The organism is Rhodococcus sp. YH1, assembly GCF_009939605.1.
Classification (GTDB): domain Bacteria; phylum Actinomycetota; class Actinomycetes; order Mycobacteriales; family Mycobacteriaceae; genus Rhodococcus; species Rhodococcus aetherivorans.
Window position 1 is genome coordinate 1 of sequence record NZ_WVTE01000019.1, and the last position, 19,218, is coordinate 19,218.

17 protein-coding genes and 2 pseudogenes are annotated in these 19,218 nt (G+C 71.7%); 11 read left to right on the plus strand and 8 right to left on the minus strand.

What is annotated here, in order from left to right; translation table 11 throughout:
- Window positions 1–189: 189 nt before the first annotated feature.
- The 3 genes from AIIKEEIJ_RS02170 to AIIKEEIJ_RS02180 all read right to left on the minus strand — a co-directional run bounded on the left by AIIKEEIJ_RS02170 (window position 190) and on the right by AIIKEEIJ_RS02180 (window position 3,062).
- A complete protein-coding gene (locus tag AIIKEEIJ_RS02170) occupies window positions 190–1,179 on the minus strand; it encodes a hypothetical protein (protein ID WP_161994840.1) in 990 nt (329 codons plus the stop codon).
- A gap of 88 nt (window positions 1,180–1,267) precedes the next feature.
- Entirely contained in the window at window positions 1,268–1,795 is a 528-nt protein-coding gene (locus AIIKEEIJ_RS02175; protein ID WP_161994841.1) for a DUF1003 domain-containing protein, read from the minus strand.
- A complete protein-coding gene (locus AIIKEEIJ_RS02180; protein WP_029542476.1) occupies window positions 1,788–3,062 on the minus strand; it encodes a magnesium transporter MgtE N-terminal domain-containing protein in 1,275 nt (424 codons plus the stop codon). Before AIIKEEIJ_RS02180 ends, AIIKEEIJ_RS02175 begins: the two co-directional genes overlap by 8 nt.
- Before the next feature lie 58 nt (window positions 3,063–3,120).
- On the opposite strand from AIIKEEIJ_RS02180, the gene AIIKEEIJ_RS02185 reads away from it, so the two are divergent.
- From AIIKEEIJ_RS02185 to AIIKEEIJ_RS02215, 7 genes are all read left to right on the plus strand, one after another.
- Window positions 3,121–4,077 carry an HpcH/HpaI aldolase/citrate lyase family protein gene (locus AIIKEEIJ_RS02185; protein ID WP_029542478.1) on the plus strand — a complete coding sequence of 319 codons (957 nt, stop codon included), beginning with the start codon at window positions 3,121–3,123 and terminating at the stop codon, window positions 4,075–4,077.
- A gap of 131 nt (window positions 4,078–4,208) precedes the next feature.
- Window positions 4,209–4,697 (plus strand): general stress protein, encoded by a 489-nt coding sequence (locus AIIKEEIJ_RS02190; RefSeq protein WP_003936099.1) that lies wholly within the window; start codon window positions 4,209–4,211, stop codon window positions 4,695–4,697.
- 136 nt (window positions 4,698–4,833) lie between these two features.
- Window positions 4,834–6,168, plus strand: a complete 1,335-nt coding sequence (locus AIIKEEIJ_RS02195) for an ABC transporter substrate-binding protein (protein WP_043799262.1) — start codon at window positions 4,834–4,836, stop codon at window positions 6,166–6,168.
- A complete protein-coding gene (locus tag AIIKEEIJ_RS02200; RefSeq protein WP_006938769.1) occupies window positions 6,165–7,130 on the plus strand; it encodes a carbohydrate ABC transporter permease in 966 nt (321 codons plus the stop codon). Before AIIKEEIJ_RS02195 ends, AIIKEEIJ_RS02200 begins: the two co-directional genes overlap by 4 nt.
- A gap of 1 nt (window position 7,131) precedes the next feature.
- A complete protein-coding gene (locus tag AIIKEEIJ_RS02205; protein ID WP_006938767.1) occupies window positions 7,132–7,968 on the plus strand; it encodes a carbohydrate ABC transporter permease in 837 nt (278 codons plus the stop codon).
- Window positions 7,969–7,973: 5 nt separating this feature from the next.
- Window positions 7,974–9,143 (plus strand): ABC transporter ATP-binding protein, encoded by a 1,170-nt coding sequence (locus AIIKEEIJ_RS02210; protein WP_029542482.1) that lies wholly within the window; start codon window positions 7,974–7,976, stop codon window positions 9,141–9,143.
- A 22-nt stretch (window positions 9,144–9,165) separates the two neighbouring features.
- A complete protein-coding gene (locus AIIKEEIJ_RS02215; protein ID WP_161994842.1) occupies window positions 9,166–9,978 on the plus strand; it encodes a hypothetical protein in 813 nt (270 codons plus the stop codon).
- Window positions 9,979–9,988: 10 nt separating this feature from the next.
- On the opposite strand, the gene AIIKEEIJ_RS02220 is transcribed toward AIIKEEIJ_RS02215, so the two are convergent.
- Window positions 9,989–11,509, minus strand: a complete 1,521-nt coding sequence (locus AIIKEEIJ_RS02220) for an MFS transporter (RefSeq protein ID WP_161994843.1) — start codon at window positions 11,507–11,509, stop codon at window positions 9,989–9,991.
- Window positions 11,510–11,633: 124 nt separating this feature from the next.
- Here AIIKEEIJ_RS02220 and AIIKEEIJ_RS02225 point away from each other — a divergent pair, with 124 nt between their 5' ends.
- Both AIIKEEIJ_RS02225 and AIIKEEIJ_RS02230 read left to right on the plus strand, forming a co-directional pair.
- Complete coding sequence (locus AIIKEEIJ_RS02225; protein ID WP_161994844.1) at window positions 11,634–12,740, plus strand: DNA glycosylase AlkZ-like family protein; 1,107 nt, start codon at window positions 11,634–11,636, stop codon at window positions 12,738–12,740.
- A 76-nt stretch (window positions 12,741–12,816) separates the two neighbouring features.
- Window positions 12,817–13,350: a DUF1360 domain-containing protein gene (locus tag AIIKEEIJ_RS02230; RefSeq protein ID WP_006938758.1), complete on the plus strand. Its 534-nt coding sequence runs from the start codon at window positions 12,817–12,819 to the stop codon at window positions 13,348–13,350.
- A gap of 155 nt (window positions 13,351–13,505) precedes the next feature.
- Here AIIKEEIJ_RS02230 and AIIKEEIJ_RS02235 read toward each other — a convergent pair whose 3' ends face one another.
- Window positions 13,506–15,209, minus strand: coding sequence for a RecQ family ATP-dependent DNA helicase (locus tag AIIKEEIJ_RS02235; protein ID WP_161994845.1), 1,704 nt, complete (start codon window positions 15,207–15,209; stop codon window positions 13,506–13,508).
- A gap of 189 nt (window positions 15,210–15,398) precedes the next feature.
- The gene (locus AIIKEEIJ_RS02240) at window positions 15,399–16,244 is read right to left on the minus strand and encodes a ParB N-terminal domain-containing protein (protein WP_006938754.1); all 846 of its coding nucleotides are present in this window, start codon (window positions 16,242–16,244) and stop codon (window positions 15,399–15,401) included.
- Between the two features lie 94 nt (window positions 16,245–16,338).
- On the opposite strand from AIIKEEIJ_RS02240, the gene AIIKEEIJ_RS02245 reads away from it, so the two are divergent.
- Window positions 16,339–16,926, plus strand: a complete 588-nt coding sequence (locus tag AIIKEEIJ_RS02245; RefSeq protein WP_006938753.1) for a suppressor of fused domain protein — start codon at window positions 16,339–16,341, stop codon at window positions 16,924–16,926.
- A gap of 9 nt (window positions 16,927–16,935) precedes the next feature.
- Here AIIKEEIJ_RS02245 and AIIKEEIJ_RS02250 read toward each other — a convergent pair whose 3' ends face one another.
- Entirely contained in the window at window positions 16,936–18,750 is a 1,815-nt protein-coding gene (locus AIIKEEIJ_RS02250; protein WP_161994846.1) for a hypothetical protein, read from the minus strand.
- A pseudogene (locus AIIKEEIJ_RS02255) lies at window positions 18,741–19,097 on the minus strand (CorA family divalent cation transporter); the annotation flags it as partial. The gene AIIKEEIJ_RS02250 and the pseudogene AIIKEEIJ_RS02255, both read right to left, overlap by 10 nt.
- 6 nt (window positions 19,098–19,103) lie before the next feature.
- On the opposite strand from AIIKEEIJ_RS02255, the pseudogene AIIKEEIJ_RS02260 reads away from it, so the two are divergent.
- Window positions 19,104–19,218 (plus strand): annotated as a pseudogene (locus tag AIIKEEIJ_RS02260) (magnesium transporter); the annotation flags it as partial.

Below are 19,218 nucleotides of genomic sequence, written 5' to 3' on the forward strand. Positions count from 1 at the left end.
TTGGACTCCGAAGGCTTTCTGTGCCGGCCCACTCGATACCTCCTGGGCGCCTACCCCGAGACGCTTTCGTTACATGGCGGTATCGACCATACATGAAGTGATGCATTTCCGTTACCCTACCGTGATGTAACGCGTTGAGCTGGGCATACGGTGGCAGGGGGGTTACGGGGAGATCGAGTCGTGACCGGATCAGGGCACGGGCGGCGCCGGGCACAGCGCCGGGACGAGACACGGCAGCGGCGGCAGCACCGGCGCGGGCGGCGGTGTCCCGACGACCGGCGCGGGGGCGGGGTCCGGCTCGACCGCGGGCGCCGGGACCGGCCCCGGTGGGGGCGCACCGGTGGTCCCGGCGACGGGAGCCGGGACGGTCTCGGCGACGTCGACGGTGTTCGGCGAGGCCGGAACGGCCGGCGTGGCCGACGGCATCGGGGGTGGCACGACGATCCCCGGCGAGACCGCGGCGCCCTTCTCATAGGCGGCCGACCAGGCCTGCACGTTGGAGACGAACTCGGGCGACGGGTCGAACCGGGCCGCTGCCCGGGCGCGGGCGTCGGGCTCGGCGAGGCGAGCGTCGTCCGAGCACAGCCAGGTGCCGGCCGCCAGGGTGGCGTCGAAGACGTTCTGCGGGTCGGCGGCGCCATCCGCATTGCCGTCCGCCGAGAACTGCGACCACACCGCCGGGGGTAGCTGCATCGGCCCGAGCCTGCCGGTCCCGGGGGCCACGCGCGCGGTGGTGAGGGTGCCGAGCACGTCGGTGCGTCCCGAATCGGCGTGCTGCGAGGTGATCCGTCCGATCGCCGCGAGCAGATGCCACGGCAGCGCGCACCCGGGCTCGCTGATCGCTAGCTGCATCTCGGCCGCCCGGTACGCGTAGAGCACCAGTTCGGGGATCGCCAGGGGGCCCTCACCGGCCATCACGGGTGACGGCTGTCCGGGAGCGACCGTGACCGCGGGCGGTAGGTCCGCGGCGGGATCGGGAGCCGTGCTCGCGGCTCCGCGCACGGGCCGCGGCGACGCCGGATCCGCCGGCAGTACCCCGATCCCGGTGCTGCCGTCCGCCGCCGTCACGGCGACCGGCTCCGTGTTCTCCGTCGCGGCCACCGTCGCCGGCGACGACGCGACCGCCGCGAACCCCGCGCCGAGCACCACCGGCACCGCGATCAGACCCTGCCAGCGCACGCCATCACCCCACAGACCTACTCGTCGCGGACCGTTACCCCACCGACACCATCGACCGGCTGTGATGAACGTTACAGCGAGTCACGTCTCAGCGGCGGGGAGGGCGCGGTTTACCGGCCGTCGTCGTTGCCGTGTCCTCCTCTTCCGGCTCGATCAGCAGTGCGCGCAGATCGTCGAGTTCGCGGCGCAGATAGTCGCGGGTGGCCACCTCGCCGACGGCCAGCCGCAGCGCCGCCAGCTCACGCGCGAGGAACTCGGTGTCCGCCTTGGTCTGGGCGGCGCGGGCACGGTCCACCTCGAGGGAGACCCGGTCCCGGTTCTCCTGCCGGTTCTGGGCGAGCAGGATCAGCGGCGCGGCGTAGGCGGCCTGCGTGGAGAACGCGAGGTTGAGCAGGATGAACGGGTACGGGTCCCACTGCAGCGTCACGGCGAAGACGTTGAGCAGGATCCACACGATCACCACGACGGTCTGGATGGCCAGATAGCGCCCGGTGCCGAGGAACCGGGCGATCGACTCGCTGACGCGCCCGACGGCCTCGACGTCGAAGTTGACCCGGAAGCGGCCGGTGCGGGGGGTGTCGAGGCGCTGCCGGGCCACGGCGGATCGGTCACTCATCGTCGGCCTCCTCCTCGCGCCAGTCCTCGGGCAGCAGGTGGTCGAGCACGTCGTCGACCGTCACGGCACCGAGCAGGTGCCCCTCGTCGTCCAGCACGGGCCCGCACACCAGGTTGTACGTCGCGAAGTACCGGGTGACCGCGGTGAGCGAGTCGTCCGGGTCCAGTCGCGGCAGGTCGTTGTCGACGATCCCGCCCACCAGGCCGGCCGGCGGCTCCCGGAGCAGCTGCTGCAGGTGCACGCAGCCCAGGTACTTGCCCGTCGGGGTCGCGGTGGGCGGCCGCACCACGAACACCATCGACGCGAGCGCCGGCGTGAGGTCCGGGTCGCGGACCCGGGCCAGCGCCTCGGCCACCGTCGTCGCCGGGGTGAGCACCACCGGCTCGGGGGTCATCAGGCCGCCGGCGGTGTCGGGGGAGTGCTCGAGCAACCGCCGCACCGGCTCCGAATCCTCCGGATCCATCAGGCGGAGCAGCGACTCGGCCTCCGAGTCGGGCAGCTCACCGAGCAGATCCGCGGCGTCGTCGGGATCCATCGCCTCGAGCAGGTCCGCGGCGCGTTCCACCTCGAGGTGCATCAGCAGATCGGTCTGGTCGTCGGTGGGCAGCTCCTGCACGACGTCGGCGAGCCGCTCGTCGTCCAGCGCGACCGCCACCTCGTGCCGGCGCTTCTCCGGCAGCTCGCGGAGCGCGTTCGCGACGTCGGCGGCGCGCATGTCCTCGAACTGCAGCAGCAGCTGCGAGACGCCCTGGCCGGGCATCCCGAGGTTGGTGTAGGTCAGACCGTGCACGTGCTGCCAGTCCACGACGTGGATCGCGGACCTCCGGCCCAGCCGGCCGCGGTGCGCGCGCACGGCCACCCGCGAGACCAGCCAGTCCCGGGTGCGGGTCAGTTCGATGCCGAGGTCGACGACGACCACGTCCACGCCCGCGAGTTCGCCCAGCTCGGGATCGTCGACCCGGACCTTCGAATCGAGCACCTGCGCGAGCGCCAGCACCTCGGTCGGCCGCTGCGTGAACCGGCGCAGGCTCACGTTGCCGGTGTTCAGGGTGACGGCGCCCGGCTCGATCGCCGTCACCCGCAGCATCGGCACGAATATTCGCTTGCGCGTTGGCAGTTCGACGACCAGGCCGAGCACCCGGGGCTGCTGCCGGCCGATCCGGATGGTGAGCACGACGTCGCGCACCCGGCCGATCGACTCGCCGTCGGGCCCGAGGACCACCAGACCGGCGAGCCTCGCCGCGAATACCTTGCTCACTGCTGCCATGATGGTCAGGCTAGAACGTGCGGTCGTCGATTTCGGAACACGGAGGTCTGCCCAGCCCATGTCGTTCGACTTCAGGCCCCGAAGGTCCGTGCTCGCCGTTCCCGGCAGCAGCCGCAAGATGATCGACAAGGCCAAGGGCCTCGCCGCCGACGAGGTGTTCCTCGACCTCGAGGACGCCGTCTCCCCGCTGGCGAAGGAGCAGGCCCGCACGACGATCGTCGAGGCCCTCAACGAGGACGGATGGGGCGAGCAGCTGAAGGTGGTGCGGGTCAACGACTGGACGACCGACGCCACCTACCTCGACGTCGCCACCGTGGTGGGCGGCGCCGGCGCGCACCTCGACGCGATCCTGCTGCCGAAGGTCCCCGACGCGAGCCACGTGCAGGCGCTCGATCTGCTGCTGACCCAGGTGGAGAAGGCCCACGGCCTCGAGGTGGGCCGCATCGGCATCGAACCGCAGATCGAGGACGCACTCGGGTTGACCAACATCAACGCCATCGCCACGGCGAGCCCGCGCGTCCGGACCCTGGTGTTCGGCCCGGCCGACTTCATGGCGAGCATCAACATGCGCACCCTCGTCGTCGGTGAGCAGCCCGACGGCTACGACCGCGGCGACGCCTACCACCACATCCTCATGACCATCCTCATGGCGGCCCGGGCCCACGGCCTGCAGGCGATCGACGGGCCGTACCTGCAGATCCGCGACGTCGAGGCGTTCCGGCGCTCGGCGCAGCGGACCGCTGCCCTCGGCTTCGACGGCAAGTGGGTGCTGCACCCCAGCCAGATCGACGCCGCGAACGAGGTCTTCAGCCCGCGGCAGGAGGACTACGACAAGGCCGAGATGATCCTCGACGCCTACGAGTGGCACACCTCCGCGGCCGGCGGCGCGCGCGGCGCCGCGATGCTCGGGGACGAGATGATCGACGAGGCCAGCCGCAAGATGGCGCTGGTGATCTCCGCGAAGGGCCGGGCGGCCGGGATGACCCGCACCACGAAGTTCGAGCCGCCGCAGTAGGCGGCTGCGCCGCCGGTGCGTCCTTCGGGCGGCGGAAACAACCCAAAGGACGCACCGGCGCCGAAGGCGCACACGGGCAGAATGGACAGGTGCGCCGGATCGGGGCGCGCAGTCACGAGAAGGAGCCGAAGATGACCAACCCCCTCGGACAGCCGGGACGCGCCACGCCGGGCCTGCCGACTCCGCCGAGCGGCTGGCCGGTCGGTTCGTACACCACCTACGCCGAGGCGCAGCGGGCTGTCGACCACCTCTCGGACCAGTCCTTCCCGGTCGAGGACGTCACCATCGTGGGCGTCGACCTCATGCAGGTCGAGCGGGTCACCGGCCGGTTGACGTGGGCGAAGGTGATCGGGGGCGGCATCGCCTCCGGCGCCTGGCTCGGTCTGTTCTTCGGCCTGCTGCTCGGGATCTTCTCGACCGACTTCCTCGGCCCCCTGCTCGTCGGCATGGTCGGCGGGATCGTCTTCGGCCTGATCTCCACGACGATCCCGTACGCCGCGACGCGCGGCCAGCGTGACTTCTCGTCGACGATGCAGCTGGTGGCCGGCCGTTACGACGTGCTGTGCGCGCCGCGCAACGCCGAACGGGCCCGGGACCTGCTCGCCAAGCTCGCGTTGTAAACCGTTCGATCACAGTTCCGCTCCGGGCGGCAGTTGGGTCGCGCGCCGGCGCCCGGTGCGTTACGTTCGCACCAAGTGTGACGGAAGTCACCGTCGCGCTGGACGACGGGCGGAGGCTGCGGTGCGGAGACGGGCGGTGAGGGTCGGACTGGTGGGTGCCGCGGCGGTGCTCGCGCTGTCGTCGGTCGCGGCGTGCGGCAGCGAGTCGAGCGGGACGGTACTGAGTTTCTACACCGCCGCCGACGGTGCGGAGCAGTACGCCGCCGCGGCGGCGAACTGCACGGCCGCCGCCGGCGGCAGGTACACGATCGAGCAGCGCACCCTGCCGAAGGGCGCCGACGACCAGCGGCTGCAGCTCGCGCGGCGGCTCACCGGCGAGGACGACACGCTGGACCTGATGACCCTCGACGTGGTATGGACGGCCGAGTTCGCCGAGGCGGGATGGGCGCTGCCGCTGCCGCCGGACGTCGCGGCCTCGGTGTCCGAGGGCACCCTCGCCGGGCCGCTGGCCTCGGCGACGTGGCAGGACACCCTGTACGCGGCTCCGCTGAACACGAACACCCAGTTGCTCTGGTACCGCAAGGACCTGATGCCCGGCGGCCGCCCGCCGCAGACGTGGGACGAGATGATCGACATCGCGAGCGGGCTCGCGGACGAGGGCCGGCCCAGCTGGATCGGGGTACAGGCCCGCCAGTACGAGGGCCTGATGGTGTGGTTCAACACCCTGCTCGCCAGCGCGGGCGGATCCGTCGTCGCCGAGGACGGCACCACCGTCACCGTGGCCGACGGTGACGCCGCCGTGACGGCCCTCGACATCATGAAGCGCGTGGCGACGGCGCCCGGTGCGGACCCGTCGCTGAACCAGTCCGACGAGGCCGCCGCCCGCCTGGGCATGGAGAGCGGCAAGGCCGCCTTCCAGGTGAACTGGCCGTTCGTCTACCCCGGCATCCTCGAGAACGCCGAGAAGGGCTTCCTGCCCTCCATCGACGACAACGGCAACGTGACCGCCGAGAACACCGGAAACACGGTGCTGACGGTGAACGGCGAGCAGAACTTCCTCCCCGCGCCGTACCCGGCGGTGATCGCCGGCACGCCCGCACGGGTCACCATCGGCGGGTTCAACATCGCCGTCGCGCGCACCACCCGCAACCCCGACCTGGCGTTCGAGGCGATGCAGTGCCTGCGCAACGAGGAGAACCAGCGCAACAACGCCGTCGACGGCGGCGTTCCGCCCACCCTCGCCTCGCTCTACGACGACCCGGAGTTCCAGCAGGCGTACCCCGTCTGGCGGGAGGTGCGCGAGAGCCTCGAGAACGCGGCGGTGCGCCCGGTCTCGCCCGCCTACCAGAGCATTTCGACGCTCATCACCGCCACGCTCAACCCGGTCGACCGGATCGATCCGCCGCGCACGGTCGACGAACTCGCGGAACAGGTTCGCAAGGCGGTCAATTCGGAAGGGCTGATCCCGTGACCACCACGCCCGCAACCAGACCCGTCCCGCCGGCCGAGGGCGCCCGGACCGCACCGTCCCGGCGCGAGAAAGCCCTTCTCTCCGAAGGGAAGAAGGCCGAACGCCGGCTCGGGCTGTGGCTCGTCGCACCCGCGGCGCTGCTGATGCTCGCCGTCACGGCCTACCCGGTGGGGTACGCGGTCTGGCTGAGCCTGCAACGGTACGACCTGCGGTTCCCCGACGAACGCGAGTTCGTCGGACTGGCCAACTACGTCTCGGTCCTCACCGACGCGTTCTGGTGGCAGGCGTTCGCCGTGACCGCCGGGATCACCGTCGTGTCGGTGGCGATCGAGTTCGTCCTCGGCCTGACACTGGCGCTGATCATGCACCGCACCATCGTCGGCAAGGGCACCGTCCGCACCGTGGTGCTGATCCCGTACGGCATCGTCACCGTCGCCGCGGCCTACAGCTGGTACTACGCGTGGACGCCGGGCACAGGTTACCTCGCGAATCTCCTGCCCGAGGGCAGTGCCCCACTGACGCAGCAGCTTCCGTCGCTGGCGATCATCGTGCTCGCCGAGGTGTGGAAGACCACCCCGTTCATGGCGCTGCTGCTGCTCGCCGGGCTGGCCCTCGTCCCGGACGACCTGCTGCGCGCCGCCCAGGTCGACGGCGCCGGCGCATGGACGCGGCTGACCAGGATCATCGTGCCGCTGATGAAGCCGGCGATCCTGGTGGCCCTGCTGTTCCGCACCCTCGACGCCTTCCGCATCTTCGACAACATCTACGTCCTCACGCGCGGATCCAACGGCACGGGCTCGGTGTCGATCCTCGGATACGACAACCTGTTCAAGGCGTTCAACCTCGGGATCGGGTCGGCGATCAGCGTCCTGATCTTCCTGTGCGTGGCCATCATCGCGTTCGTGTTCATCAAGCTGTTCGGGGCGTCCGCACCGGGCTCCGATCCGGAAGGGAAACGGTGACATGACGACGACCGAGACCCCGCGCCGCAAGCTGAGCTGGTCGGTGGTGAACCTGCTCGTCCTGCTGTACGCGCTGATCCCCGTCGTGTGGATCGCCAGCCTGTCCTTCAAGCCGGCCGGCACCATCAAGGACGGCCGGTTCATTCCCCGGGAGTGGACACTCGACAACTACCGCGGGATCTTCCGCACCGACGCGTTCACCAGCGCCCTGATCAATTCCATCGGTATCGGGCTGATCGCGACGGTGGTCGCGGTGGTCATCGGCACCATGGCGGCCTACGCCATCGCGCGGCTCGACTTCCCGGGCAAGAAGATCCTCGTCGGCGTGGCGCTGCTGATCGCGATGTTCCCGCAGATCTCCCTCGTCAGCCCGCTCTTCGACATCATCCGCAAACTCGGGCTGTTCGACACGTGGGCCGGCCTGATCATCCCGTACATCACCTTCTCCCTGCCCCTGGCGATCTACACGCTCTCGGCGTTCTTCAAGGAGATCCCGTGGGAGCTCGAGAAGGCCGCCAAGATGGACGGCGCCACACCCGGGCAGGCGTTCCGGAAGGTGGTGGCGCCGCTGGCGGCGCCGGGCATCGTCACCGCCGCGATCCTGGTGTTCATCTTCTGCTGGAACGACCTGTTGTTCGCGATCTCGCTGACCTCCACCGAGCGGTCCATCACCGCGCCCGCGGCGATCGCCAACTTCACCGGGGCCTCGCAGTTCGAGGAGCCCACCGGCTCGATCGCGGCGGCCGCGGTGGTCATCACCATCCCGATCATCGTGTTCGTGCTGATCTTCCAACGTCGCATCGTGGCCGGCCTGACGTCCGGCGCAGTGAAGGGATGACCCAGATGGCTGAAATCGTGCTGGACAAGGTGACCAAGCTCTACCCCGACGGGGCGAAGGCGGTCAGCGACGTGGACGTGACGATCGCCGACGGGGAGTTCATCATCCTGGTCGGTCCCTCGGGCTGCGGGAAGTCGACGACGCTGAACATGATCGCCGGGCTCGAGGACATCTCCTCCGGCGAGTTGCGCATCGGCGGCGAGCGGGTCAACGAGAAGGCGCCCAAGGACCGGGACATCGCGATGGTGTTCCAGTCGTACGCGTTGTACCCGCACATGACGGTGCGGGAGAACATCGCCTTCCCGCTCACCCTCGCCAAGATGCCCAAGGACGAGATCGAGCGGAAGGTCACCGAGGCCGCCAAGATCCTCGACCTGACGGACCATCTCGACCGCAAACCGTCGAATCTGTCCGGCGGGCAGCGTCAGCGGGTGGCGATGGGCCGCGCGATCGTGCGCAACCCCAAGGCGTTCCTCATGGACGAGCCGCTGTCCAACCTCGATGCCAAGCTGCGGGTGCAGATGCGCACCGAGATTGCCCGCCTCCAGAAACGGCTGGGCACCACCACGGTGTACGTCACCCACGATCAGACCGAGGCGATGACCCTCGGCGACCGGGTGGTCGTCCTCCGCGGCGGGCTGGTGCAGCAGATCGGCGCGCCCCAGGAGCTCTACGACCGGCCGAGAAACCTGTTCGTGGCCGGATTCATCGGCTCTCCGTCGATGAACTTCCTGGCCGGCCAGCTCGAGTCGAACGGCGTGCGCACCGTGATCGGCGACTTCACCCTGCCGGCTGAGCGGTGGGCGGCCGTGCAGAAGCACAATCCGGGACGTGACGTCGTCGTCGGCGTCCGGCCCGAACACTTCGAGGACGCCGCGCTCCTGGACCCGGCCCAGCGTGAGCAGGGTACGACCTTCACCGTGGACGTCGACGTGCTCGAGTCGATGGGGTCGGACAAGTACGCGTACTTCACCGTCGAGTCCCCGGACCTGCATTCGAGCGACCTCGACGACCTGGCGGCCGACGTCGGCGTCGCCGACCTCGCCGGCGGGTCGATGGTCGCGCGGCTGCCCGCCGAGTCCGGCGTCGCGAAGGGCCGGCCCGTGCAGCTGTGGTTCGATCCGGCGAAGATCGCCCTCTTCGACCAGGCGACGGGGGAGAACATCACCCTCTGACCGAGCGGTGCATAGTAGGCCGGTGGACCTCGACGACATCGCCGACGAGCTGTACGGGCTCGATCCGGGCGAGTTCACCGCGGCCCGCAGCGAGCACGTCGCCCGCGCCCGTGAGGCCGGAGACCGCGAGCTCGCGGCGGCCGTCGGCCGGTTGCGCAAGCCGACCGTGTCGGCCTGGCTGGTGAACATGCTCGTCCGCGAGAAGTCCGAGGAGGTCACGGCCCTGCTCGGGCTCGGCGACGCCCTGCGCTCCGCGCAGCGCCAGCTCTCCGGGTCCGAGCTGCGGCGGCTGTCCACGCAGCGACGGCGGGTGATCGGTGCGCTCGAGAAGACCACGGCCCGCCTCGCCGCCGAGCATGGCCGGCGGGCGTCGGAGGCGGCCCTGCGCGAGGTCGGCCAGACCCTGCACGCCGCCCTCGCCGACGCCGATCTGGCCGAGCAGGTGCGCGGGGGCCGGCTCGAGGCGCCCCTGGACTACAGCGGCTTCGGCCCGGTGGGGCTGTCGGTCGTCCCGCCCCCGCCGGCACGGACGGACACCGAGGTGGACGAGGCCGAGCGCACCCGGCGCGCCGCCGCCCTGGAGACCGCCGTCGCCGAGGCGGAGGCGGCGCGGAACACCGCCGACGAGGCGCAGTCGGTGGCGGCGCGGGCACGCGCGGCGGTCGAGGAACTCGACGGGCACGTCGCGCGGTTGCGCGAGGAGCTGAGCCGGGTGGAGCAGCGGCGCGAGTTCGCGCGACGCACCGCCCGGTCGGCCGACGAGGACGCCGCGAAGGCCGAGGACGCGGCGCGGCAGGCGGAGGAGGCGGTGCGCGCGCTGCGGGAGCAGGACTGACGTCGCCCGATCAGCCCCGACGCGCCGCGGCGGCCTCGGCCTGTTCGTCCGCGACGACGGGCGTGGCGGCGAGACCGGACACCGATCCCCATTCGGCGGCGAGGGCCGTCGCCTCCACCTCGTCCTCCTCGCGGTCGCTGAGCGGACGCGTCGCCGGTTGCCCGCCGACGAGAACGAGCACCGCGGCGGCGGCCGCGGCCGCGGCGCCCAGCGCGAACGCCGCGACGAACGCGCTCTCGCGGACGACGCCGCCGGTGCCGGCGACGGTCAGCGTGGCCAGCAATGTCGTCACCACTGCGCTGCTGAGCGAGCTGCCCGCCGTGCGGGCGATGGAATTGATGCTGTTCGCGACCCCGGTCTGATCGGGGCGCACCTCGGCGACGAGGAGCGCCGGCAGCGCCGCATAGGCGAGACTGACGAAGGCGGTGACGAGGATGCCGGAGACGATCAGCTGCCAGCTCCGGTCGTGCACGACCGCCACCAGGGCGAAGCCGGCGATCCCGAGAACGCACGCTCCGATCAGCACCCAGCGGGCGTCGAACCGGTGGATGAGCCGGCCCGCCAGTGCCGCGGCGACCACACCGACGAGCGCGCCCGGGAGCATGTACACCGCGGTCGCCTCGAGCACGGTGGCGCCGAACCCGTATCCGGCGACGGCGGGCGGGGTCTGCACGAAGTATGCGGTGGCGAGGAAGCTGACGAACATGGCCATGCCGACGAGGAACGCGGCGCCGTGCACCACGAACACCGGCCGGTGGGTGAGCATCCGCGGCGGCACGAGCGGCTCGTCGACGTGCCGTTCGAAGAGGAACCACCCGGCGAGCACGGCCAGGCCGAGGGCGGCGCTCGCGACGGTGGGCGGCGCCGCCCACCCCCACGTTCCGCCCTCGGACAGGGCGAGCAGCACCAGCGCCAGGCCGACGGCGAGCAGGGCCGCGCCGAGCCAGTCGATCCGGCCTCCCTCGGCCCGCCGCCGCTTCGGCACGACGAGGAAGGCGCTCAGCAAAGCGACGACGTTGAACGCCGCCACCAGCCAGAACACCCGGCGGTAGTCGCCGCCCGAGACCATCAGGCCGGTGAGCACCATGCCGATCGCACCACCCACGCCGAGCGTGCCCGAGAACAGGCCCATCGCGCCGATCAGCCGCTGCGGCGGCAGTTCGGCGCGCAGCACGGCGATGCCGACGGGGAACAACGCGAACGACACGCCCTGCAGTACCCGGCCGAGAAGCAGAAGCGCGAACGAGTCCGTGGCGGCGCACAGCAGCGAGCCGACGAGCACTACGGCGAGGACGGTGAGCAGAACCGGGCGTTTGCCGCGCAGGTCGGCCAGCCGGCCCAGCAGCGGCGTGGTGACGGCGGCGGCGAGCAGGTTCGCGGTCAGCACCCAGCCGGCGGCGGTCGTGCTCACGCCCAGTTGGTCGCGGATGGTGCCGACGATCGGCACCACGGACGTCTGCATCACGGCGATCGTGGTGATGATGAAGCACAGCACGGGAACCAGCAGCCGCGCACCTCTCGGATCGGACATCGGATCTCCTCGACGCTGCAACATGAAACTAAATTCAACTAAACATCTACCGGACGCTCGGTCTCGCCGTCCAGGCACATGCGAAACCCGGGCCGCCGTCGGACCGCCGTGGCAGGGTGTCCCCGTGACGCCGCTCACCCTCACCGCCCGCGCGCTCGGCCGCGCCACCCTCGCCCGGCAGCACCTGCTGCGGCGCGGCGACCTGCCCGCGATCGAGCTGGTCGAGCATCTGCTGGGCTTGCAGGCCCAGGCGCCGAGCCCGCCCTACTTCGCGCTGTGGGCGCGGTTGCGGCGGTTCCGGCCGACGGCGCTCGCCGACCTCCTCGAATCACGCGACGTGGTGCGCATCGTGCTCATGCGCGGCACGGTGTTCGCCGTCTCGGCGGCCGACGCGGTGGCTCTGCGGGACTGGATCCAGCCGCTGCTGGACCGGGACCTGACCACCAACACCCAGTATGCGGCCGGTCTGGCGGGGCTGGATCTGCGCGAGCTCGCCGCCGTGGGCCGCGACCTGCTCCGCGACGGCCCGCGCAGCCTGCAGGAACTGCGCCCGCTGCTCGCCGAGCGGTTCCCCGGCCGCGACCCGGCCGCGCTCGCCTACGGGCTGCGGAATCTGCTTCCGCTGGTGCAGGTGCCGCCGCGGGGGCTGTGGGGGCGCTCCGGGCAGCCGAGACTCACGCCGCTCGACGAGTGGATCGGTCGCGGCCCGGCACGGGCGGACCCGGCCGTCGTCCTCCGGCGATACCTCGCCGCGTTCGGGCCGGCGAGCGTGCGCGACGCGCAGACCTGGTCGGGGCTGACACGGCTCGGTGAGGTCTTCGAGCGGTTGCGTCCGTCGCTCGAGGTGTTCCGTGACGAGAACGGTGTCGAGGTGTTCGACCTGCCCGACGCCCCGCGACCCGAGCCGGCGACGCCGGCGCCGGTGCGGATCCTTGCGCCCTACGACAACGTGCTGCTCTCGCACGCCGACCGGACCCGGATCGTCCCCGACGAGCACCGTCGCCGGATCATGACGCAGAACGGCATCGTGCGCTCGACCTTCCTCGTCGACGGGACCGTCGCCGGGGCCGCGAACCTCATCGTCACGAGGAATTCGGCCGTGCTCGAGGTGACCCCCTGGCAGCGACTGACAGCCACCCGGCGCGCGGCGGTCGAGAAGGAAGGTCTGCGGCTGACGAGATTCGCTGCTGCGACCGCCGAAGTGCACGAGGTGCGGTTCGTCGAACAGTAGGCGCGCGGCGGCAGGCGTGGCCCGCCCGCGGACGGGGTATCCGGCGGGCGGACCGAACTACCCGCAGGAGCAGCAGATGAGCAATCAGACCGACACGTCCCTCGACCTCGCGGAGACCGCCCGCAGGCACGCCCGCGAATACACGGCGGGTGAGGACCTCCCGATGCGGGGGTACGCGACGGTCCTTGCCGGGTACAGCACGCTCGTCACCGTCGCCGTGATCGGCGCGCTGGTGACCGGCCGGCGGCTGCCCGACCGGTTGAGCGGCGAGGACCTGATTGTGCTCGCCCTGGGCACGCACAAGCTGTCGCGGACGGTCACGAAGGACGCGGTGACCAGCCCCCTGCGGGCGCCCTTCACCCGGTACACGGGACGGGGCGGCCCCGCCGAGGTGACGGAGGAGGTGCGCGGAACGAACACCCTGCGGCACAGCCTCGGGGAGCTGCTCACCTGCCCGTTCTGCTTCGACGTGTGGGTGGCGACCTTCTTCACGATCGGGATGGTCTTCGCGCCGCGCCCGACGCGGCTCGTCGCCGGGCTGTTCGCGGCCCTGGCCGGCGCGGACTTCCTGCAGTTCGCCTACGCGAAGGCGCAGCAGAGCGTCGGGTGAGCGCCGCGGCCCGTCGCCCCCTGTGCCGTCTCGGGCAGGACGGGCCGTGCAGGATCCACGCGCCGGTTCGGAATCCGCCCGTGCTGCGGCGTGGGCGGATTCCGAAGTCGCGGGCGGATCCACCGGGCGCATCCGCCCGGCCCGCCTGGGGGACGTCAGGCGATGTCGGGCTCCGGCTCGGGCTCCGAGTTCTCGGGGCGCAGCAGATCGTGTTCCTCGACCGCCTCGAGCGAGAGGGTGCGGTAGCCGTATCCGTCGAACAGCACGGTGATCCGGTCCGTCTCCGCGCTCATCACCTCGCCGGCGCCCCACTGCGCGTGCACGACCCGGGTGTGCAGCGGAATCGATTCGTGACGAACATGATTCGCCGGCTCGGGCCGGCTCTCGGGGATCCCCTCGCGGCAGCAGTCGCAGTGGCCGCACGGTTCGGGCAGCGACTCGCCGAAGTACCCGAGCAGGAACTGCCTTCGGCAGCCGCGGGTTTCGGCGTAGCCGCGCATCATCTCCACCCGGGAGCGGTCCATCCGTTCGCCCACCGCTGCCACCTCCGCCGCGCGCCGGACGGCGATCTCCACCTCGACGGTGCGTGCGGTGAACCCTTTGCGTCCCGAGGAGACCACCCCGGCCCGTTCGAGCAGGTTGACCGCGTTGGTCAGGGTCCGGCCGCGGGTATCCAGTTCGGCGCGTAGGTCTTTCAGTCGCGTCGGGGCCTTCGCGCGCCGCAGTGCGGTGAACGCCCGGCCGAGCAGTTCCTCGTCCGGGCGGTGGGTCGTGAAGAACTTCGCGAGCGAGAGGTCCTCGGGCCGGTAGAACAGCAGCGCCTTCGCCTCGAGCCCGTCGCGCCCGGCCCGGCCGATCTGCTGGTAGTAGCTGTCCACGGAATCCGGCGCGGAGGCGTGCGCGACGAACCGCACGTCGGGCTTGTCGATGCCCATGCCGAACGCGGAGGTCGCCACCACCACCTCGTACTCGCCGTCGAGGAACCCGTGGTGTACCCGCTCGCGCGTGGCCGACGGCAGGCCGGCGTGGTACGCGGCCGCCCGCCGCCCCCGTTCGGCCAGTTCGGCCGCATAGAACTCGGCGTCCTTGCGCGTCGCGGTGTACAGCAGCCCGGGCGTCTCGAGTCCGGCGACCGTCTCGATCACCGCCCGGCGCTTCTCGGCGTCGGTCGTGTACCGCTCGACGGCCAGATCGATGTTGGGCCGATCGAATCCGCTGGCGATCACCACCGGGTCGCGCAGGCGCAGCTCCTCGACGATCTCCTGCCGCACCGGCGGCGATGCGGTGGCCGTGAGCGCCACCACCGGCGGCCGGGCGAGCCGGTCGAGCGCGTCGGCCAGGCGCAGGTAGTCGGGCCGGAAGTCGTGGCCCCACGCGGACACACAGTGCGCCTCGTCGACCACCACGAGGGAGACGTGCGCGTCGGCGAGACGGGCCACCACCTCGTCGTTGGCGAGCTGCTCCGGCGCCAGGAAGACGTACTCCACGGTGCGTTCCCGGATCGTCTCCCACGCGGCCGCGGTCTCCGAGGCCCGCTGCCGGGAATTGATCGCGACCGCGTCCGGCGCCGAGGTGGCGTCGAGACCTGCGATCTGATCGTTCTGCAGCGCGATGAGCGGGGAGATCACCAGGGTCGTGCCCTCGATCAGCAACGCCGGCACCTGGTAGATCGCCGACTTGCCCGATCCGGTGGCCATCACCGCGAGCACGTCCCGGCCCCGCACCAGCGGTTCCATCGCGTCGAGCTGGCCGGGACGCAGTTCCTCCCAGCCGAACACGCGGCGCGCGGCCGCCCGTAGCTCGGCCCGGATGTCACGCGGTCCGGTCGTGTCGGCTGCGTCCTGCACGGTCGCCGTCAAGCGTGTCCTCCTGTCGTGGGCCCGGTCCTCCCGACCAGGTTACGGAGCGCATGGAGTCCCCCACCCCAGCGTGGACCGGCGCCGGCATGCTTCTCGACCGGCCCGAGGCACCCGGGCGTTCGGTGGGCGCCCTCGGTGGCTGACCGGGGATACCTCCGGCGCCCCGGGATCAAACCGGTGGGCGTGCGCTCACCGCGGGGCCCGCCGCCGCAGCCGCTCGATGATCTCCTCGTTCCACACGTGCCGCCGCACCAGCCGGTACCGTTCGCCGGCCAGCCACAGATACGCCTCGGCGTCGGTGCGGGTGCGCAGCATCCCCGCCGCCCGCACCATGTCGACCACCGGTACGAACTCCTCGTCGAACCACCGCTGCGCCACCACGTCGCGGGTGAGGAACTCGCCGCGCTCCTGCATGAGCCGGAAGCCCCACGCCTCGATGCACTCGGCCAGTTCCGCGTAGTCCCACGGGTCCCGGACGGTCACCGCATCACGCCGGCTGCCGGTGAGCGGCACCCGGCTGAGGAACATCCGGTAATGGTCCTTGCGCATCAGGTCCGAGTGCTGGGTCACGCCCTCCGGCGAGATCCGGGTGACGATCTCGGTCACGTAGGCGTCGATGGTCGCGTCACCGCGGGCGTAGGCGATGGAGACGCGGTGGTGCCCGTCCACCACGAAATGCATCGTCCCGATGCGGTACACCGTGATCGGCGGCACCGCCTCGCCCCGGCGGCGGGCCGTGGCCAGCTTCTCCCACCGCTGGCGCAGCCGCGCCGACGTGGGCCGGAACCGCCGGTCGAAGTCCTCGGTGCGGTCCACACTGCCGACGATCGAGGCCACGTCGATGCTCTGCAGGCCCAGGCGCCGTTCCCCGACCCGGCCGAGGGCCCGCACCACGGCGTCGAACGGCAGCACGGCGTTGACGTCCTCGGGTTCGCGGCGCAGCCACGCGATCAGCCGCGCGTACTCGGCGCGCCGCCGCTGCCGGGAGAAGTCGTCGCCGGCGTCGGCGCCGGGGAAGCCGGTGTCTCGCACCATTACACGACGGTACCGGCGGACGGGGTCCCGGTCGGCCGGATCGGCGCAGGCCGCACCGGCGGCGCGGGACCCGCCTCGGGTCTACATTGCAGGGGTGATCGACGCCGTGCTGCCCGCCGTCCGTGCCCATCTCAGCGCCCGCCTCGGGGGCGGCGAGCCGGAGACGGCGTCCGTGACGTTCCTCGGCCTCGAACCCATCGAGGTGCTGCGCTTCCGCGTGGAACAGCCGGACCTGGTGCGGTTCGCGACCCTGGGGTGTTCGCGGCACCCGATGGGCGACCCCACCGCGACGGTCGCCGACCCGACCCGCGGGCCGCGCGCCGAGCTGATCCTCAGCGTGCGCGGCCTCAGCGGCAGTCTCCCGGGACTGGTCCGCACGCTCGCGACGCTCGCGGCCCTGCCCGCGGTGGAGGGCGTCGTCCTCACCGACGACGCCCTGCTCGACCTGGGGGAGCCGCTGTGGCAGGGCGCCACCTTCACCGCGGTGATGCTCGAGCCGAGCGACGTCCCCGACCTGGTGCTGCCCGAGCCCGCCGACCCGGTGCGGTTCTTCGAGGTGATACCGCTGACCGGCACCGAGGCCGCGTGGAAGCGGTTGCGCGGCGGCGCTGCGCTGCGCGAGGCGTGGTCGGAGGCCGGCATCGACGTGCGGGACCCGAACCGCGCCCCGGCCCGCATGTGAATCGCGCCGTCAGCGGGGCACGACGACCCCGATCGGGCCACCGGCGAGGCAGACGTCGAGCCCGGCCGACGCGGAGCGGGCCTGCAGCCCGGTGCCCGCGCCCGGGACCCGCGCGTACACCGTGCCCAGTCCCGCGGTGACCGGCACCCGCACCCGTGGCGCGGCGGGGAAGCCCACCTCGATCTCGCCGTCCGCGGAGGCACGGTAGTTCAGCTGCACCGTCCATTCCCCGCCCACCAGCGCGGTGTCGGCGGGGAGCACGGTCGTCGTCGACGCGGTGAGCAGATGCCCGCAGTCGGGCACCGGCCCGGGCAGCACGTGCCGCACCGGGACGAGACCCGCCGGCACCAGCCGTCCGCCGTCGTCGAGCACCTGCAGTTCGGTGGTGACGGCGCCGATCTCGGCGCGTCCCGGCAGCGGCGAGAACACGCGGCTGAGCAGATTGTGGGGGTGGGTGACCGGCAGGAGCACCCACACCGAGACGGGATGATCGAGGATCGGCATGTCCGGCCGCGCGGTGAGCGCGGACTTCGCGGCGGCCAGGTACGCGCCGGTGGGGTTGTCGGCCCAGGTGCGGGCGAACGTCGCCGTCGACCACAGGCTGCTCGCCGCGAAGGTGACCGCGCACCCGGCCGCGACGAGCCGTCGTGCCGGTTGTGCGGGGGGCGCGTCGCCGCGCGACGGAGCGTGCAGGATCAGTGCCGCGGCGATCGCGACGACGACGGCCGTGTCGGTGTGGTAGCGCAGGGTCTGCGCCAGTTCGTACGTCGTGTCCGGGCCGAAGCGGGTGCTGATCATCGCGGCCGTCGAGGCCGCCACGTAGACGGCCGTCGCGGCCCACACCCAGCCCGTGCGCCGGTTCCGCCGCAGCGACCACACCAGGACGGCGAGCACCGCCGCCCAGGCCGCCACGACCAGCCCGGCCGGCGGATCCGCCCACGGCGGGCCCGGATTCCAGCGGTCCCATCGCCACGGCCCGCCCAGCAGGGTCGGCAGCACCCCGAACGAGACGCCGTGGTGCGTCAGCCCGCGCACCATGTCGGCCGTGGGCGCCCCGAACCGGGACTCCACCAGGGACAGGTAGGCGGCCGCCCACCCGGCGAGGGCGAGCGCCGAGCCGAGCCACAGCGGCGCCCCGCGTACCGCCGCGGTGCGCACCGGCCGGCGGCGGCCGTCCAGCCGGTACATCAGGGCGACGGTCGCGAAGGCCACCGCCGGCACCAGCACCGCCTTCTCGAAGAACAGCAGCGCGACGACGGTGACCGCCGTCCCGCTCAGCGCGTAGCGGATCCGGCCGGTGCGCACCAGCCGGATCGCGTCGGCGGCCACCCACGCCAGGGCCGCCTGCAGCGGTAGCGAATTCAGCCCCGCCGCCCACCACGCGAACGACGGCAGCGTCAGGGGGGTGAACAGGTAGAACAGCAGCGGGCCGAGCAGCGCCGGCCGCGGCCCCAGCAGCAACCACAGCACGCGCAGCACGGCCAGCGACGCCAGCGCCTGGCCGGCCACCAGCGTCGCCGCTGCGGGCCACCACTGCAGCGGCGCGAGGGCCGTGACGACGCCGGCCACCAGGAACCCACCCGGCATGAGATGGCCGTCGTGGTCGTAGCCGAGGAGTTCGAACGACAACAGCGGGTGCATGCCCGAGCGTCCGACCAGAATCAGGTCGTCCCAGTAGAACTCCCCGCGGAAGGCGAGCAGCGAGCGCACCGTCAGCTGCAGGGCGATCAGGACGAGTGCCGCCGCGAGCACCGCCGGGCCGGGTGTGCGCCCGTCGGGGGAGACCGGCGCGAGGCGCTCCCGGGCCGCGGTGATCAGAGCCATTTGTTGCGGCGGAACGTGACGAACAGGCCGACGGTGATCGCGACGATGGCCCCGATGACCACGAAGTATCCGTGCTCCCAGTGCAGTTCGGGCATGTTGTCGAAGTTCATCCCGTAGATCCCGGCGATCATCGTGGGTACGGCCGCGATCGCCACCCATGCCGAGATCCGGCGCATGTCGGTGTTCTGCTGCACCGTCACCTTCGCTATCGCGGCATCGACGAGAGTGCTCAGCGTCTCGTCGTAGTCCGCGATGCGCTCGGCCACCTTGGTGTGATGGTCGGCGACGTCCCGGAAGTAGCGCCGGACCTCCTTGGGCACCGGATTGCCCGCGCCGCGGGTCAGCCGGACATCGACGACCTCGAGGAACTGGTGTTCACGCCCGACACCCGCATCGCGGTGGAACAGATCTATCTGCTCAAGCGGGAGATCGTGGAGTTGCGGCGGGCGGTGCTCCCCCTCGCGACGC